The organism is Burkholderia sp. AU15512 (assembly GCF_002223325.1).
GTDB lineage: Bacteria > Pseudomonadota > Gammaproteobacteria > Burkholderiales > Burkholderiaceae > Burkholderia.
Genome location: NZ_NKEX01000008.1, coordinates 675,409 through 688,124, shown reverse-complemented (window position 1 = coordinate 688,124; position 12,716 = coordinate 675,409). Strand labels below are relative to the sequence as shown.

Below are 12,716 nucleotides of genomic sequence, written 5' to 3'. Positions count from 1 at the left end.
AGCATCCGGTTTTCATTCCGCGCGCCGCCTGTCGCGCGGATCTCGTCGCGGCGCGTCACCCGTCGCGCCGTTCGTCGGAACGCACGCGTTCCGTCCAGTCGATCACCGGTTCGCTGGCGTGCCATTTGAGCGCGATATTCTCGGGCGACGTCGCAGCCCGAACCTCCGCTACCCATCCCATCCCGTCTCGTTCCGGCACTTTTTTCCAAAAAATATCTGTCGTGCAATCGTTTGCGCCCGGCCGCGCGGCGTTCAGTTTATTCATCACGTGCCGATATCTGGTGGGCGCGCCTGATCGACGCGGCACGGCTCCCGCCGCGTCGATCGGGCATGGCATCGGCCCATGCGACGGATAGGGGAAGAAAGGTTTTGGTGACAGTTTTCGGGTGCATCGTTCATCGGCACAACCACTGGCTGGTGTTGCTTGCCGCACTGCTGTGCGGCGGCGGCTCGTGGGTCACCGCGCGCCTGTTCCAGCGCACGGTGAACACCTCCGGCACGCAGCGGCTCGGCTGGCAGGTGCTGACGGCCATTTCGGCCGGCGTGGCGATCTGGTGCACGCATTTCATCGCGATGCTCGGCTTCGACGCCGGCGCGCCCGTGCACTTCAACCTGCCGCTCACGCTCGTGTCGCTGCTCATCGCGGTCGTGGGCAGCACGATCGGCTTCGCGCTGACGACCTGTCGCATCGTCAAGGTCGCGCCCGCGCTCGGCGGCGCGATCGTCGGCGTGGCGATCGTGCTGATGCACTACACCGGCATGCTCGCGTGGCGGGTCGAGGGGATCGTGTCGTGGGACGTCGGCTACCTGATCGCGTCGGTGGTCCTGGCGATGACGCTCGCCGCACTCGCGCTGCACCTCGCGATGCGACCGTCGCCGCACGCCGTCAACCAGATGGCCGGCGTGCTGTCGCTCGCGATTCTCGCGTTGCATTTCACCGGAATGTCCGCGCTGCGCATCACGCCGCTGATGCTCGATGGCAACTGGACCGGCATGAGCGAGCTGCGTCCGCTGGCGCTGGCGGTCGCAGGCACGTCGCTCGTGATCGTCTGCACGGGGCTCGTGAGCTACGTGATCGACAGCAACGTGCGGGCCGAATCGCTCGAACACCTGCGCCGGCTGGCGCTGAGCGACATGCTGACCGGGCTGCCCAACCGGGCCAGCTTCAACGAGCGGCTCGACCTCGAGATCGCGCTTGCGCAGGAACAACGCACGAAGCTCGCGCTGATCGGCATCGACCTGAACCGCTTCAAGGAAATCAACGACCTGCGCGGCCACCACGCCGGCGACGAGGTGCTGCGCATCCTCGCGCGCCGCATGGCGAACCTGCTGCGCGAAGGCGAATTCGTTGCCCGCATCGGCGGCGACGAATTCGCGGCGCTCTGCCGGATGGACGACGACACGCGCCTGATGGATCTGCTCGAACGGCTCGAGCCGGCACTCTACAAGCCGGTCAGGCTGGACGACTACGAGGTCGTGCCGGGCGCGAGCTTCGGCGTCGCCATCTACCCGGACGACGCCGCCACCAAGGCCATCCTCATCAACAACGCGGACCTCGCGATGTACCGCGCGAAGGGCAGCATCGCGCAATCGATCTGCTTCTACGAGCCGGCGATGGACCTGATCGTCCGCGCGCGCCGCAGCCTCGCCGCCGACCTGCGCCGCGCGGTGGCCGACAACCAGCTGAGCATCCACTACCAGGTGCAGACGTCGCTCGCGACCGGCGAGATCCGCGGCTACGAGGCGCTGCTGCGCTGGCAGCACGCGACGCTCGGCACGATTCCGCCCGCCGAATTCATTCCGCTCGCCGAGGAAAACGGCGTGATCCTGGACATCGGCGCCTGGGTGCTGCGCGAGGCCTGCGCGCGGGCGGCCACGTGGGAGCCGCCCTATGCGGTCGCGGTGAACGTATCGGCCGTGCAGTTCATGCACGCGGACCTGACGGCGCTCGTGGCGGACGTGCTCGAAGCCACCCGCCTGCCGGCGTCGCGCCTGCAGCTGGAGCTGACCGAATCGACGATCTTCGCCGGCCGCGAGCGTGCGCTGGACACGCTGCGGCAGATCAAGGCGCTGGGCGTGAGCATCGCGCTCGACGATTTCGGCACCGGCTATTCGTCGCTCGACACGCTGCGCTCGTTCCCGTTCGACCGCATCAAGCTCGACCAGTCGTTCGTCGCGGACGCGGAAGCGAAACCGCAGGATCGCGCGATCATCCGCGCCGTGCTCGCGCTCGGCAAGAGCCTGGGCATTCCGATCCTGGCCGAAGGCATCGAGACGCACGACCAGCTGGCGCTGCTGGCCGACGAAGGCTGCGACGAAGCGCAGGGCTTCCTGCTCGGCAGGCCCGCCCCCCTCAACGAGATCGTCGGCAGCGGGCAGATTGCGCTGACCGGCGGCGACCGCGTCCGCACGGCGGTTCCTGCGTCCGAATCGGCCGTCGCGGCCGATCTCGACCCGGACCCGCGCGGGTAACCCTCGACGCCGGACACGGCCGCCCGCTCCCGGGTTGCCGCCGGCAGGCTCACATGAAAATCCTCTACGCACGGATGGCAAGACTGGCAAGCCTCGCGGCGCCGGACCGGAACCCGGACCTGCTCGCGGCGCAATACCGGGTATTCGCCGGCCAGATCCCGGTGTCGTACCTGATCCTCATCTCGAGCACCTGGAGCCTCGCGGTCACGCACCTCGGCAGCACGCCGTGGTGGCTGTCGGTCGCGATGCCGGCCGCGATGACGCTCGCGGCGCTCGCGCGGCTGCTGCACTGGCACCGCACCCGGCTGCTGGCGCCGACGCCCGACACCGTGATGCGCGCGCTCACGGTCACGAACTGGCTGGTGATCCCGGTCGCGGTGACGTTCACCACCTGGGCGCTGCTGCTGTTCCCGTACGGCGATGCGTGGCAAAAGGCCCAGGTGGCGTTCTACATGGCGATCACGATGATCGGGTGCGTCTTCAGCCTGATGTACCTGCGGACGGCCGCGCTGAGCGTGGCCTTGATCGTCAACGTCGCGTTCATCGTGTTCTTCATCTCGACCGGCCAGCCGACGCTCGTCGCCACGGCGGTCAACATGGCCTTCGTGTCGGCGTCGCTGATCGCCGTCATCTCCGTCAACTACCGGAGCGTCCTGCGCACCGTCGACGCGCAGGACGAATCGCGTCTGCGCGAGCAGGCGCAGACGCGGCTGATGCGGATGATCGACGACATGCCGGTGGCCGTGATGACGGCCGACCCGGAGACGTTCCGCATCAACTACCTGAACGCGACGTCGCGCAACCTGCTGCGCTCGATCGAGCACCTGCTGCCGATCCGCGCGGACGACGCGCTCGGCGCGTCGATCGACTTCTTCCACCCGCATCCGCAGCACCAGCGCCGCCTGCTCGCCGATCCGGCGAACCTGCCGCATCGCGCCCGCATTCCGCTCGGGCCGGAAGTGCTCGACATCCAGGTCTCGGCCGTGCGCGACGCCCAGGGGCGCTACATCGGCCCGATGCTGTCGTGGTCGATCGTCACGCAGCAGGCCGAGGCGGAGGCGCGCATCCACCAGCTCGCGCATCACGATTCGCTTACCGGCCTGCCGAACCGCGCGACCTTCCTGGCCGAATTCGACGCGAGCCTGCGCCGCTCGGACAAGCTGCTCGCGCTGCTCTTCATCGACCTCGACGGTTTCAAGCTGATCAACGACGCGTGCGGGCATTCGGCGGGCGACGCGGTGCTGCGCCAGGTCGCGGAGCGCCTGCGCGGGCAGTGCCCCGAGCCCGGGATGATGCTGGGGCGCATCGGCGGCGACGAATTCGCGGTGCTGTTGCGCGACACCGACGCGGATCGCGCGATGGGCGCGGCCGCGCGGCTCGTCGACACGCTCGTCGCCCCCTATGCGCCGTCGCCCGACCGGCCGTTCCGCATTGGTGCATCGATCGGCTGCGTGCTGGCGCCGCATCACGGCAACGACGCCGGCGCGCTGCTGTCCCGCGCGGACATGGCGCTCTATGCGGCCAAGAAAGCCGGGAAGGGCACCTACCGGATGTTCTCGCCGGACATGGAGACGAGCGCGCAGGAGCGGGTCGCGCTCGAATCGAAGTTGCGCGTCGCGCTGGACGAGAACCAGGGGCTGTACGTGTTCTACCAGCCGATCGTCGATGTCCTCACCCGCCAGGTCACGGCGCGCGAGGCGCTGCTGCGCTGGCATCATCCGCGCGCCGGCTGGATTTCGCCGGGCTGCTTCATTCCGGTGGCCGAGCGCGGCGGCCTGATCGACCGGCTCGGCCGCTTCGTGCTCGAGCAGGCCTGCCGGGAGGCGGCGCGCTGGCCCGACGGTGCGCGCGTTGCCGTCAACGTGTCGGCGGGGCAACTCGGTCACGGCACGATCGCGCCGACCTTCGCGGCGGCGCTGGCCGGCGCGGGCCTCGCGCCCGACCGGCTGGAAATCGAGGTGACGGAAACCGCGCTGCTGCACGACGAGGGCAAGGCCATCGCGGACCTGCGCGCACTGCGCTCGATGGGCGTGCGCGTCGCCCTCGACGACTTCGGCACCGGCTTCTCGTCGCTCGCGCATCTGCGCGCGTTCCCGTTCGACAAGATCAAGATCGACGGCAGCTTCGTGCGCGATGCGGTCACGCGCCCGGACTGTGCGGCCGTCGTGCGCACGGTGGCCGATCTCGGCAAGCGCCTCGGCGTGACGACCGTCGCGGAAGGCGTCGAGACGGAGGAGCAGCTGGCGTGCATCACCGATGCCGGCTGCCGCGAGGTGCAGGGCTTCCTGATCGGCAAGCCCGCGCCGGGCGAGCAGGATGCGCCGGCCGTCCGCTGGATCGAGCGGGCCGCGCTGGCGGCCCAGACCACGGCCAGGCAGGCGTGAGCGGCGGCGGGACGGCCAAGGCCATCGCTTTGGCGAGCTGAAACAATTTGTTACATAGAGCCGATTTCTCCCCCCTTGAAGTCGGCGACGAGCACCTCTATTTCGCTTTCCGCCAGACAGTGGCACGGCTGCCCGGCAGCGACGCTTGCGTCGCCATGCCTGGCAGGCGGATTCCTTTTTCGAACCTTTAATCGCTCAGGAGATGAGAATGCAGATTCGTCCCCTCTACGACCGGGTTATCGTCAAGCGAATCGAGACGCAGCGGACGACGGCCTCGGGCATCGTGATTCCCGATTCGGCCGCGGAAAAGCCCGAGCAGGGTGAAGTCGTCGCGGTCGGCAGTGGCCGGCTGCTGCAGGATGGAACGCTTCGCGCGCTCCAGTTGAAGGCCGGTGACCAGGTTCTCTTCGGCAAATACGCGGGCCAGACCGTCAAGGTCGATGGCGAGGAACTCCTCGTCATGCGCGAGGAAGACGTCATGGGCGTCCTCGAGGCCGATACCGGCGCGTCCCGCCAGGCCGCCTGAGATCCCGGGCAGATCGCGCCCCCCACCGGGTGTTCGCGACACATCGAATCAACGACTTCTATCCAGAGCAACAAGATGAGTGCAAAAGACGTCAAATTCCACGACAGCGCCCGCGCCCGTATCGTCGACGGCGTGAACGTGCTGGCCAATGCCGTGAAGGTCACGCTCGGGCCGAAAGGTCGCAACGTGGTGATCGAGCGCAGCTTCGGCGCGCCCACCATCACGAAGGACGGCGTGTCGGTCGCGAAGGAAATCGAGCTGAAGGACCGCTTCGAAAACATGGGCGCGCAGATCGTCAAGCAGGTCGCATCGAAGACCGCCGACGTGGCCGGCGACGGCACCACCACGGCCACCGTGCTCGCGCAGGCGATCGTGCAGGAAGGCATGAAGCACGTTGCCGCCGGCATGAATCCGATGGACCTCAAGCGCGGCATCGACAAGGCCGTGGCCGCCGTGCTGGATGAACTGCGCAAACTGTCCAGGCCGATTTCCACGAACCGGGAAATCGCGCAGGTGGGTGCGATCTCGGCCAACGCCGACGAGGCGATCGGCAAGATCATCGCGGACGCCATGGAGAAAGTCGGCAAGGAAGGGGTCATCACGGTCGAGGATGGCAAGTCCCTCGAGAACGAGCTGGATGTCGTCGAAGGGATGCAGTTCGATCGCGGCTACGTCAGCCCGTACTTCATCAACGATCCGGAAAAGCAGGCGGCGTATCTGGACGACGCGCTGATCCTGTTGCACGACAAGAAGATCTCGAACGTCCGGGATCTGCTGCCGATCCTCGAGGCGGCCTCCAAGGCCGGCAAGCCGCTGCTGATCGTGGCCGAAGACGTCGATGGCGAAGCGCTGGCCACGCTCGTGGTCAACGCGATGCGAGGCATCCTCAAGGTCGTGGCCGTCAAGGCGCCCGGCTTCGGTGACCGGCGCAAGGCCATGCTCGAAGACATCGCGATCCTCACCGGCGCCACCGTCATCTCGGAAGAAACCGGCAAGCAACTGCAGAAGGCCACGCTCGAGGATCTCGGCGGCGCGAAGCGCGTCGAGGTGCGCAAGGACGACACGATCATCATCGACGGCGCGGGCGACGCGCAGCACATCGAGGCGCGCGTGAAGTCCATCCGTGCGCAGATCGAGGAAACCACGAGCGACTACGATCGCGAGAAGCTTCAGGAACGCGTGGCGAAGCTGGCCGGCGGGGTGGCCGTCATCAAGGTCGGGGCAGCCACCGAAGTCGAAATGAAGGAGAAAAAGGACCGCGTCGACGATGCGCTGCATGCCACCCGCGCGGCGGTCGAGGAGGGCATCGTGCCGGGTGGCGGCGTGGCGCTCCTGCGCGCGCGTTCCACGGCGACGAGCCTGAAAGGCGCCAACGTCGATCAGGACGCGGGCATTCAAATCGTGCTGCGCGCGCTCGAAGCGCCGCTGCGCGTGATCGCCGCGAATGCCGGGGATGAACCGTCGGTCGTCGTGGCGAAAGTGCTGGAAGGCAAGGGCAACTTTGGCTACAACGCGGCCACCGGTGAATATGGCGATCTTGTCGAGGCAGGTGTGGTCGATCCGACCAAGGTCACGCGCACGGCATTGCAGAACGCCGCATCGATTGCCGGGCTCATCCTGACGACGGACGCGACGGTGGCCGAAGCGCCGAAGGATCCGAAACCGGCGCAGTCGGTCGCACCCGAGTTCGAGCACTGACCTCCGGCAGCGGGTCGTGTACGCACCGGCCAACAGTCGCGGCCGGTGCGAGTCGTTTGGCGCCGCAGGCTGCCTCACTTCATGCGGCGCCCTTTTTTGCCGATGATCGACATGAAACTCGAACTTTGCATTGACTCGAAACCGCTCGACATCGAGCTGGACGACGTCGTGGCAGGACTACTGGCCGTTCGGCTCGACTTGCCGGCAAACGCCGATCACCGGGACGCCATCACCCGTTATCTCAACGAGAAGGGGGCGCCCTGGAGCCTCGACGCGGACCACATGCGCCGACGGATTCTGCGCCGACTGATCCTCGATATCGCCGATCCGGCACTCGTGATTCGCTATCTGATGGAGGAAGACTGAATCGGCCCCGCCGGTTCCAGTCGGCACGCGGCGCATGACGCGCGCTGGCATCCATCAGTTCTCCTTCTGATCCCGATTTGGCCGAGTGGATGCCAGGCAATCGCCGCTCGCTCGCCGGTTCGCCACAAAGAATCTCCGCCGGGGTGCTCGGTCTGGACTACGTCAGCCGATATCGATCGTGCGACTGGTGGGCCTGGCCGGCTCCGATTTCGGTACGGTCAACGTGAGGACACCGTTGTCGAACTTTGCCAAGGTGTGCTCAGGGTCGGCATCGTCCGGCATCGGGATCGTGCGCACGAAGCTTCCATGGGCGCGCTCCAGCCGGTAGCAACCGTTTTCTTCACTGCGCACGTCTTGCCTTTTCTCTCCGCGCAGCACGATCGCCCCATCCTCGACGATCACCTTCAGATCCTCGCGCTCCATTCCGGGCAGTTCGGCGGTCACACGCAGCACCGGGCCTTCATCGACGACGTCGATGCGCGGCTGGAAGCGCGACGAGCTGAAGTCGCCAAACCACCGTTCGAGCGCGCCGTGGCCGGCGAACGGGTCATGAAGGAATTCCTCCATGGCGCGCCATGGCTCTCGTGAAAACAGTCGCGAAATGTCGGGCCACGACGCACGCCCCGGCTCGCCTGTCGGCGGACTGTCCGGGCCTTCCGCATCGGACTTGCGGGTAGCCCCGCGAAGGAACTTGAACGGGTTCCACTTTTTCGGATCGGCATTCATGGCGTCCTCCGGTTGATCTCCAGTCTGTTTTGAGCGTGGCCTGGCCGTCCGGTGCGGACACGCGCGCCGTGATTCGTGTCACGGGGATCTGCGAATCCGGAGCGCGTGTCCTCACCCATACGCCCGCGTCAACTCAGGCAGCGAAGCGTCGCTGATCGTGCTCTGCGTCGACGCAGGGGCGCACGCTGCGCCTTGGCTCGTCACGTGTCAGCGGGTCTTGATTTCGATGCGTCGTGGACGCGCTTCGTCGCGGCGCGGGATGGTCAGCTTCAGCACCCCGTCCTGAAGGCTCGCCTCGATCCGGGACGCGTCGAGATCCGACGACAGCGTAAACGTGCGGGCGAAATGCGGCTCCCGAACCTCGGCATGCTGGAGCCGCAGATTGGCCGGCGTCGGTACCACGGCCTCGGCCTCGATCAGGAGGCTGCTGTCGTGAACCTTCACGTCCAGCTTGTCCTTCGTCACGCCGGGCAAATCGGCCCACAGCGTGACGCCTTGACTGTCCTCGTAGACGTCGACGGCCGGCACGAGTGTCATCCGGCGCACGGCCTGTTCGGTATCGCGACGCGCAACGCCGGACGCGTCGCGTTCCGCCAGTTGAGTAGTGTCTTTCATGATCGGCTCCTTCTCTTACTGGATAGCGATGGCGCGCGGCCGGGACGATTCGCGCTTGCCAATGCTGATCGATAGACATCCGTTTTCGTAGTGCGCCCGGACCTTGTCGGGATCGGCGGCCTCGGGCAACTCGATGACCCGCCGGAACGTTCCGGCAAAGCGCTCTTGCGCATAGGTGCGCCGCTCACCCCCGGTGTCGCGTTGTGCCGGTTTGCGTTCGCCGCCGATAGTCAGCAGTCCCTTGTCGATCGACACATCGAGCGCGGCGGCGTCGACGCCGGGCGCGAACGCGACGATCTCGATCGAATCGTCTGTCGCGCCGATATTGATCTGAGGGAACGTGCCGAAACGGCTCGCGCGAATGCTGGACGGGAAACCGCCGAAGCGTTGCGCCATCTGTTGCTGCAGGCGGTCGAACTCGCTGAAGAGGTCGGTTCCGAAATAGAGATCGCTCATGATCTTATCCTCCTGGCTTGTCGCAGCATGGAGGCGAACGGGCCTACGCGCTCCAGTTCGCCTGCCGGACTGCGTGGCAAACAAATCGAAACACGCAGCGCGCGGAATGAAGCGACCCGCGCGTCTGCCTGAGCGAAACTTAAGATAGGAAGTCTGCGGAGAATTTCAAGGGGGAAACCGCCATTTTTTGCCCTTGAAATTGTCGCGCTGGACCCTATCATCGCGGCGAATCGGTACTGCATTGCGGAGGACGCCATGGAATTCGACACGGACTGGATCACGCTCGGCAGACACCGTATTCGGCTGCGTTCGACGAGGGGGTTTCCGACCGAGTCGATGCGCACCGTGGCGGAGGTCGTCCGGCTTGCGATCGACAACAACATGAGCGCGCGGGCGCGGCTCGTCGAGGTCGTCTGCCGGCAGGAAAAGACTTACGACGTCGTCGTGGGCACCACGATGGCGGAGGACAAGTTTTGTGCGCCGCAACTCGAAGCGGCCGTGGCGGTGGTGCTGGGCCTGTTGCCCGACCAGATCAACATCACGGTCACGCCCGTCACGCAAAAGGAGGTCGATCTGCACTTCGGCGTGTATGAGCGGATGCTGTCGGAGAAGCTGGGTACGACGTCGCCGATACAATGATCGGCCGGGGCGGCATGGGGCGGTGCACCCACAGCACGTATCGGATGGCGAGCGCATGGGACGGGTACGTGAATTGCTGAGGCCGTATCGGGAGGCCGCCATCATGAACGACCCTGAACCGCTCGAATTCGATAAAACCGCGCATAAGCCCACCGGCCCGAACTGGGTACGTCGGCTTGGTCCCGGCTTGATTACCGGCGCGGCCGACGACGATCCGTCGGGCATTGGTACGTATTCGCAAGCCGGCGCGCAGTTCGGATTCGAATTGCTATGGACCCTCCTCCTGACCTACCCGCTCATGACGGCCATCCAACTGGTGAGCGCGCGGATCGGGCGCGTGACCGGCAAGGGGCTGGCGTCGAACATGCGGGCTCACTACCCGATGTGGCTGCTCTACAGCGCGGTCGTGCTGCTGATGATCGCCAACGTCATCAACATCGCCGCCGACCTGTCGGCGATGGGCGCCGCGGCCGGCTTGCTGTTCCCCGGGCCGCACCAGCTCTACGTGGTTGGGCTGGGTGGCCTGTCGGTCGTGCTTCAGGTGTTCGTTCCCTATGAACGGTACGCACGCCTTCTCAAGTGGACGGCGCTGATCCTGCTCGCTTATGTGGCGGTGGCGTTGATCGTCCCGATCCGGTGGACCGAGGTGGGCCGTGCGATCGTATGGCCGCATATCGTGCTGGAATCGGACTATCTCACGACGGTTGTCGCTGTCCTCGGCACGACCATCAGCCCGTACCTGTTCTTCTGGCAGGCCTCGCAGGAAGTCGAGGAACTGCAATCCGCGCCGCGCGAGGGACCGCTTCGCCGCGTTCCCCACCAGGCCCCGGCGCAACTGCGCCGAATCAGTTTCGATACCTGGCTGGGGATGGGCGTATCGAATGTCATTGCCTTCTTCATCGTGCTCACCGCGGCGGCGACGCTGCATGCGCACCACATCGAGGTCAAGACGTCGGCTGACGCCGCGCGGGCCCTTGCGCCGATCGCGGGTCGCTTCGCTTATATGCTGTTCGCGCTCGGGATCGTCGGCACCGGCCTGCTGGCGCTGCCGGTGCTCGCCGGATCGACCGCATACGCGGCGGCCGGCACATTCCGCTGGCGCAACAGCCTCGCCCTGAAGTTGACGCTCGCGCGAGAATTCTATGCGGTCATCGCATTGGCAACCGTGGGTGGCGTTGCGATCACGTTCATGCATTTCGATCCGATCCGGGCGTTGTATTGGAGCGCGGTGATCAACGGGGTAACGGCGGCTCCCATCATGGTCATCATGATGCTGATGGCTCGGAGCAAGCGGGTCATGGGCGAGTTCGCCATTGCGGGACCGCTTGCGTGGGGAGGGTGGCTTGCAACACTTGCAATGGCAATTGCAGCCGTGGGGATTTTTGTGCCGGGATGAAGTCCGGCAGGCGGCCCCGGAGTCGCCAAAAAGATCGATTGGCTCGGCGTCCTATTCCCGCATGGCGGCCCCCGATGCGTGGCGGGTGCCGGTTGGTTTCGGTATTCGACATAGCCGATTCATTCGGCACCGGTCTTCACCTGGAGCGTCAAATGGACGAAGGGGCGCAGAGCGGTGACGCGTGACCTTGGCGACCGCCGAGCAAACTGAACTCGACGCGCTGCTGCTTGTCCATTACGAGTGGCTTGCGTCCATCGCTACCTTGAGGCGATGGAGCGGGCGGCGCGGGCGCCGGCCGCTGCGGTGCAGGCGGCAAGCCATGCGATGGCGGCGGATTCGCCTCGCGCGCCGCGTCATCGCAGCGACATCTTTCTCGCGTAAATCTATGGCATTTCGCCAGTCGGCGAAGTACCGTTTTTCTCAAGGAATACCGACCATGGCGGCAAAACGCCTTCGCATCAACATGATTACTCGTCGCCAGTCGACGTTCGATGGCCGGCATCTCGACACCGAGGCGGCACGCCGCTTCGACGCGCACACGCAGGACGCGACGCCTGCTCATCTGAAAGGCACGCAGGGCGCCGAGGCCGAATGGCTGCCGCGCGTGAAGGTCAGCGAACGATAATCCGGTGACGCCGGACGAGCCGCCGCGCGATAGCGGCGATCGCGCCGTCCGGCGGCTTTTTCAATGTCAGACCGGCTCATGGCCGGCACGGCAAGGTTGGCGAGAAACAAGCCCGCCGGCCAGCCGGACTGCGGCCACGACGCGACGAAACCGCGATACGCATGGGTGCCGCCCATCCCATCGACATCGGGGCCGAGCCGCCCCATTCGCCGCCCACGCCAACGCCCTGGATGAAACGCAATACCGTGGGGATAACGGCGCCCCGGATGCCGATCGCAGCGGCAAGTCGGAAAACAGCGGCCAGCGGCCAGCGGCCATGCGATCGAGGTGATCGGCGGTGGACCGACCAGGCCTGCTCGCCCTTTATGCGTCTTTCAACCAGGGCATTTCCACGGGTGATACGACCAGTTGCCGGAATTCGCGTTTCAGATCGAAGATGAACCCGACCAGGATCATGGAGTCGGCGTAAGGGATCGGAAAGACATGCGGATTTTCCGGCGTGCGCAGCGGGCGCTCGGGGCTGTCGACCGTCGCCGCGGCGTTCTCGCGAACGCTTTCCAGTTCGTCAGCCATGGCCGGGCCACTGATTTGCAGCACACGGCTACGCAGGTCACTGAAGGGCTCGATGCGCGCAGCGTCTTCGTGGTATTCGGGCACTTCGTAAACGAACCAAGACATTTTCGTCTCCTGTGAGAAGGGGCGCTATTCTAACGCCGCGCGAGGATGCACCGAGCGTCGCGCGGCGGAACTCCTGGACTGGTTTGTGTCGACAGCCCGAGGCGAATGCCCCACGCGAGATCTTGATCCTTTTCT

The 12,716-nt window shown here is 65.9% G+C and carries 13 protein-coding genes and 1 pseudogene; 8 read left to right on the top strand and 6 right to left on the bottom strand.

The window, feature by feature from the left end; genetic code table 11:
- Nucleotides 1–55 precede the first annotated feature (55 nt).
- Complete coding sequence (locus CFB43_RS38235; protein WP_144023178.1) at nucleotides 56–265, bottom strand: hypothetical protein; 210 nt, start codon at nucleotides 263–265, stop codon at nucleotides 56–58.
- Nucleotides 266–372: 107 nt separating this feature from the next.
- On the opposite strand from CFB43_RS38235, the gene CFB43_RS35350 reads away from it, so the two are divergent.
- The 5 genes from CFB43_RS35350 to CFB43_RS35330 all read left to right on the top strand — a co-directional run bounded on the left by CFB43_RS35350 (nucleotide 373) and on the right by CFB43_RS35330 (nucleotide 7,446).
- Entirely contained in the window at nucleotides 373–2,472 is a 2,100-nt protein-coding gene (locus tag CFB43_RS35350) for a putative bifunctional diguanylate cyclase/phosphodiesterase (RefSeq protein WP_256990190.1), read from the top strand.
- Between the two features lie 53 nt (nucleotides 2,473–2,525).
- Nucleotides 2,526–4,856, top strand: a complete 2,331-nt coding sequence (locus tag CFB43_RS35345) for a putative bifunctional diguanylate cyclase/phosphodiesterase (RefSeq protein WP_089498714.1) — start codon at nucleotides 2,526–2,528, stop codon at nucleotides 4,854–4,856.
- A gap of 208 nt (nucleotides 4,857–5,064) precedes the next feature.
- Complete coding sequence (locus tag CFB43_RS35340; RefSeq protein WP_089430123.1) at nucleotides 5,065–5,382, top strand: co-chaperone GroES; 318 nt, start codon at nucleotides 5,065–5,067, stop codon at nucleotides 5,380–5,382.
- A gap of 75 nt (nucleotides 5,383–5,457) precedes the next feature.
- Nucleotides 5,458–7,080, top strand: coding sequence for a chaperonin GroEL (groL, locus tag CFB43_RS35335; protein WP_089498713.1), 1,623 nt, complete (start codon nucleotides 5,458–5,460; stop codon nucleotides 7,078–7,080).
- 111 nt (nucleotides 7,081–7,191) lie between these two features.
- Nucleotides 7,192–7,446: a hypothetical protein gene (locus CFB43_RS35330; RefSeq protein ID WP_089430122.1), complete on the top strand. Its 255-nt coding sequence runs from the start codon at nucleotides 7,192–7,194 to the stop codon at nucleotides 7,444–7,446.
- A 162-nt stretch (nucleotides 7,447–7,608) separates the two neighbouring features.
- Here CFB43_RS35330 and CFB43_RS35325 read toward each other — a convergent pair whose 3' ends face one another.
- The 3 genes from CFB43_RS35325 to CFB43_RS35315 form a co-directional block, all read right to left on the bottom strand.
- Nucleotides 7,609–8,172 carry an Hsp20/alpha crystallin family protein gene (locus CFB43_RS35325; RefSeq protein ID WP_089498712.1) on the bottom strand — a complete coding sequence of 188 codons (564 nt, stop codon included), beginning with the start codon at nucleotides 8,170–8,172 and terminating at the stop codon, nucleotides 7,609–7,611.
- A gap of 207 nt (nucleotides 8,173–8,379) precedes the next feature.
- Nucleotides 8,380–8,787: an Hsp20/alpha crystallin family protein gene (locus CFB43_RS35320; RefSeq protein ID WP_089498711.1), complete on the bottom strand. Its 408-nt coding sequence runs from the start codon at nucleotides 8,785–8,787 to the stop codon at nucleotides 8,380–8,382.
- Between the two features lie 15 nt (nucleotides 8,788–8,802).
- Complete coding sequence (locus CFB43_RS35315; RefSeq protein ID WP_089498710.1) at nucleotides 8,803–9,243, bottom strand: Hsp20/alpha crystallin family protein; 441 nt, start codon at nucleotides 9,241–9,243, stop codon at nucleotides 8,803–8,805.
- Between the two features lie 255 nt (nucleotides 9,244–9,498).
- Between CFB43_RS35315 and CFB43_RS35310 the strand changes: the two genes are divergently transcribed.
- The 3 genes from CFB43_RS35310 to CFB43_RS39065 all read left to right on the top strand — a co-directional run bounded on the left by CFB43_RS35310 (nucleotide 9,499) and on the right by CFB43_RS39065 (nucleotide 11,903).
- Nucleotides 9,499–9,882, top strand: coding sequence for a hypothetical protein (locus CFB43_RS35310; protein ID WP_089429691.1), 384 nt, complete (start codon nucleotides 9,499–9,501; stop codon nucleotides 9,880–9,882).
- A 103-nt stretch (nucleotides 9,883–9,985) separates the two neighbouring features.
- Complete coding sequence (locus tag CFB43_RS35305) at nucleotides 9,986–11,278, top strand: NRAMP family divalent metal transporter (RefSeq protein WP_089498709.1); 1,293 nt, start codon at nucleotides 9,986–9,988, stop codon at nucleotides 11,276–11,278.
- 181 nt (nucleotides 11,279–11,459) lie between these two features.
- A complete protein-coding gene (locus CFB43_RS39065; protein WP_256990189.1) occupies nucleotides 11,460–11,903 on the top strand; it encodes a hypothetical protein in 444 nt (147 codons plus the stop codon).
- A gap of 74 nt (nucleotides 11,904–11,977) precedes the next feature.
- On the opposite strand, the pseudogene CFB43_RS39060 reads toward CFB43_RS39065, so the two are convergent.
- Nucleotides 11,978–12,183 (bottom strand): annotated as a pseudogene (locus CFB43_RS39060) (MFS transporter); the annotation flags it as partial.
- A gap of 83 nt (nucleotides 12,184–12,266) precedes the next feature.
- The gene (locus CFB43_RS35290) at nucleotides 12,267–12,581 is read right to left on the bottom strand and encodes a hypothetical protein (RefSeq protein WP_046546935.1); all 315 of its coding nucleotides are present in this window, start codon (nucleotides 12,579–12,581) and stop codon (nucleotides 12,267–12,269) included.
- Nucleotides 12,582–12,716 lie beyond the last annotated feature (135 nt).

What these genes read in the sequence shown, in the direction of transcription:
- CFB43_RS38235 (WP_144023178.1), bottom strand. Translation starts at nt 265, where the DNA reads ATGAATAAACTGAACGCCGCGCGGCCGGGCGCAAACGATTGCACGACA.
- CFB43_RS35345 (WP_089498714.1), top strand. Translation starts at nt 2,526, where the DNA reads ATGAAAATCCTCTACGCACGGATGGCAAGACTGGCAAGCCTCGCGGCG.
- CFB43_RS35340 (WP_089430123.1), top strand. Translation starts at nt 5,065, where the DNA reads ATGCAGATTCGTCCCCTCTACGACCGGGTTATCGTCAAGCGAATCGAG.
- groL (WP_089498713.1), top strand. Translation starts at nt 5,458, where the DNA reads ATGAGTGCAAAAGACGTCAAATTCCACGACAGCGCCCGCGCCCGTATC.
- CFB43_RS35330 (WP_089430122.1), top strand. Translation starts at nt 7,192, where the DNA reads ATGAAACTCGAACTTTGCATTGACTCGAAACCGCTCGACATCGAGCTG.
- CFB43_RS35325 (WP_089498712.1), bottom strand. Translation starts at nt 8,172, where the DNA reads ATGAATGCCGATCCGAAAAAGTGGAACCCGTTCAAGTTCCTTCGCGGG.
- CFB43_RS35320 (WP_089498711.1), bottom strand. Translation starts at nt 8,787, where the DNA reads ATGAAAGACACTACTCAACTGGCGGAACGCGACGCGTCCGGCGTTGCG.
- CFB43_RS35315 (WP_089498710.1), bottom strand. Translation starts at nt 9,243, where the DNA reads ATGAGCGATCTCTATTTCGGAACCGACCTCTTCAGCGAGTTCGACCGC.
- CFB43_RS35310 (WP_089429691.1), top strand. Translation starts at nt 9,499, where the DNA reads ATGGAATTCGACACGGACTGGATCACGCTCGGCAGACACCGTATTCGG.
- CFB43_RS35305 (WP_089498709.1), top strand. Translation starts at nt 9,986, where the DNA reads ATGAACGACCCTGAACCGCTCGAATTCGATAAAACCGCGCATAAGCCC.
- CFB43_RS35290 (WP_046546935.1), bottom strand. Translation starts at nt 12,581, where the DNA reads ATGTCTTGGTTCGTTTACGAAGTGCCCGAATACCACGAAGACGCTGCG.